General features: G+C 72.4%; 3 protein-coding genes and 2 pseudogenes. 3 read left to right on the top strand and 2 right to left on the bottom strand.

Features of this window, described 5'->3' with window-relative positions:
- Both J7523_RS19950 and J7523_RS19945 read left to right on the top strand, forming a co-directional pair.
- Positions 1-296, top strand: a pseudogene (locus tag J7523_RS19950) (prevent-host-death protein); the annotation flags it as partial.
- 179 nt (positions 297-475) lie between these two features.
- On the top strand, positions 476-916 hold the full coding sequence (locus J7523_RS19945) for a YdeI/OmpD-associated family protein (protein WP_291890474.1): 441 nt from the start codon (positions 476-478) through the stop codon (positions 914-916).
- Positions 917-989: 73 nt separating this feature from the next.
- On the opposite strand, the gene J7523_RS19940 is transcribed toward J7523_RS19945, so the two are convergent.
- Positions 990-1304, bottom strand: a complete 315-nt coding sequence (locus J7523_RS19940; protein ID WP_291890472.1) for a hypothetical protein — start codon at positions 1302-1304, stop codon at positions 990-992.
- Positions 1305-1325: 21 nt separating this feature from the next.
- On the opposite strand from J7523_RS19940, the gene J7523_RS19935 reads away from it, so the two are divergent.
- Positions 1326-2123, top strand: a complete 798-nt coding sequence (locus J7523_RS19935; RefSeq protein WP_363267404.1) for an NBR1-Ig-like domain-containing protein — start codon at positions 1326-1328, stop codon at positions 2121-2123.
- 38 nt (positions 2124-2161) lie between these two features.
- Here the strand turns inward: J7523_RS19935 and J7523_RS19930 are convergent.
- Positions 2162-2348, bottom strand: a pseudogene (locus J7523_RS19930) (hypothetical protein); the annotation flags it as partial.

Raw genomic sequence — 2348 nt, 5'->3', positions numbered from 1 at the left:
CCCTCGTGGCGATGAAGCTGCAAGCGGTCCTCCTGCGCTCGACGGCGAAGGAGGGCACCGACCTGCTGGACATCGTCACGATCCTGCTCGACCCGGTGGCGCGGGGTACCGCCCTGGCGCAGCTTGCGGAGTGCGACCCGGTGATCGCTGCGGACGCCGCGCTCCACGCGCATCGGTGGTTCGTCGAGCAGGTCGACAGGTCGCTCAGGCTGATCCGTGCTGCGGGAGGCCTCGAGATCGAACGCGACGAGATCGACCTCGTCGCCGATCTGCTCGGATCTGCGACGCGTCGCTAGCAGGACGGTTCGCCGGCCCGCGGCTGTTCAGCAGCGTCGGTGGTGCGCAGGCTGGTGCCAGCAGTCCCGTCCGCCCGGCTGGGCGCGGAAGTGCTGTCGCGGTGCGTGGCCGACCCGAGGGGGCCGCCCGGGGCCGCGTCCCGATGGTGCCCGGCCGCGCCGCGCGCGACGATGCGGGCATGGCCACGCAGACGTTCACCACGACCCTGCTCCTCGGCGGCAACAACACCGGGGTCGAGGTGCCGCCCGCGGTCGTCGAGGCGCTGGGTGCGGGCAAGCGCGCCCCGGTGGTCGTGACCGTGAACGGCCACACGTACCGTTCGACGCTCGCGGTCATGGGCGGGCGCCACCTGATCCCGTTCTCGGCGGCGCACCGCCGCGAGACGGGCCTCGCGGGCGGCGACCCGATCGAGGTCACGCTCGAGCTCGACACGGCACCGCGGGTCGTCGAGGTGCCGGCCGACCTCGCCGCGGCGCTCGACGCCGCACCCGGTGCGCGCGCCGCGTTCGACGCGTTGTCTCCCAGCGCGCGCAAGGCGCACGTGACGGCCGTCGAGGGGGCCAAGGCGGCCGAGACGCGCGCGCGGCGCGTGGCGTCGGTCGTCGAGAAGGTCGAGTAGGCCTCGTCGCCCTGCTGCCCGGTCGCACGTGACACGCGCGACCGGGCGCCGCAGGTCTCCGGCGTCGCCGACCTCAGCGGTAGCAGCGCCAGCCGTTCCAGGTCATCGACGGGTTCTGGGCGTAGGCCCCGGCGCCGTACGCGAGGGAGCACGCCCGGTTCATGTCCACGCTGTAGGTCGCCGACATGAGGCTGCAGCGCCAGCCGTCCCAGGTGTTGCCGATGTTGAACGCGAACGACGCTGCGCCGTACTTCCACGTGCAGTACTCCGCGACGTGGACGTCGGTACCCACCATCGTCGCGGCCTGCGCGGGCGCGGAACCCGCGGCAGCCAGCCCGGCGGCGAGTGCGACGGTCGTAAGAATGCGAAAAACTCGCTGTGCGTGCATGGTCGTCTCCCAGGGTGATCAATGGCGCGACGGTGTCGAGCCGTGTTCGGAGGACTTCTCGGCGGCGCGGTCGTCCGCCGGTTCCCAGCGAACTCGACGCGATACGTTGTGGGCGAACACCCCGCAACGGTTGGAGATGCGATGCCTCGTCCTCGCCGGCCCCCGGCGCCAGCGGTGACTCCCTCTGCCGAGCTCGGGAACGAGATCCGCCACTGGCGCGAGCTGCGAGGCTTGAGCGTCGCCGAGCTCGCGGCCGCCGTCGGGCGTGACCGTCGGACGATCAGCGGTGCGGAGGACGGGCGCGACAGGCCTTCCGAGGCGTTGGTCAACATGATCGAGGCGCGGCTCGCCAGTGGCGGGTTGATCCTGTCCTACTACGACGCGGTTCTCGCGGAGGTTCGGCGGCAACGACTGAACGGGCGCGTGCTCGGAGGGATTGCGCCCGACGCCTCGGACGACGACCTCTCGGTCTTCGTCGACGAGACCGTGGCCGACGGCACGGTGATGGCTCCCGGGCATCGTTTCGAGAAGACGTGGACCATTCGCAACGAGGGCGCCGTCGAGTGGCGCGATCGTCGTCTCACGCGACTGGGAACACCCGCCGGCCCCGGTCTGATCACGACGCCGCGGTTCGTCCCGCTGCCGTTCACGGCCCCCGGCGCGGAGTTGACCATTGCGGTCTCCTGCGTCGCGCCGCTTGTCGAGGGGACCACGCGCGCGGTTTTCAAGATGACCGACGGCGAGGATCGGCGCTACTTCTACCAGCCGCGCTACACGGTCGGTCTCCAGGTGCAGGTGACGGTCGCGCGAGACGTCTGATCCGGACGTCGGCGCTTCCCTGCGGTGCTGCTCGGGCGTCAGTCGCGCGCGCGGACGGCGGCGTCGAGCGCGCTCGTGAGCTCGGCCAGGCGGTGCCGCCCGGCGGGTGCGGGCGGGTAGCGGCGCAGCACGGCGGGCACGGGCGGTGCCGCGAGCCCCGCGAGCGTCGCGACGGCCTCGTCGGCCACGCGACCGGCGTCGTCACCGGCGGCGACGGCCCGGAGC

The sequence above is a fragment of the Cellulomonas sp. genome (assembly GCF_017744555.1).
Classification (GTDB): Bacteria; Actinomycetota; Actinomycetes; order Actinomycetales; family Cellulomonadaceae; genus Cellulomonas.
Note: the sequence above shows the minus strand (reverse complement) of the source record. Positions and strands in the feature narration are given on the sequence as shown.

What these genes read in the sequence shown, in the direction of transcription:
- J7523_RS19945 (WP_291890474.1), top strand. Translation starts at nt 476, where the DNA reads ATGGCCACGCAGACGTTCACCACGACCCTGCTCCTCGGCGGCAACAAC.
- J7523_RS19940 (WP_291890472.1), bottom strand. Translation starts at nt 1,304, where the DNA reads ATGCACGCACAGCGAGTTTTTCGCATTCTTACGACCGTCGCACTCGCC.
- J7523_RS19935 (WP_363267404.1), top strand. Translation starts at nt 1,326, where the DNA reads ATGGCGCGACGGTGTCGAGCCGTGTTCGGAGGACTTCTCGGCGGCGCG.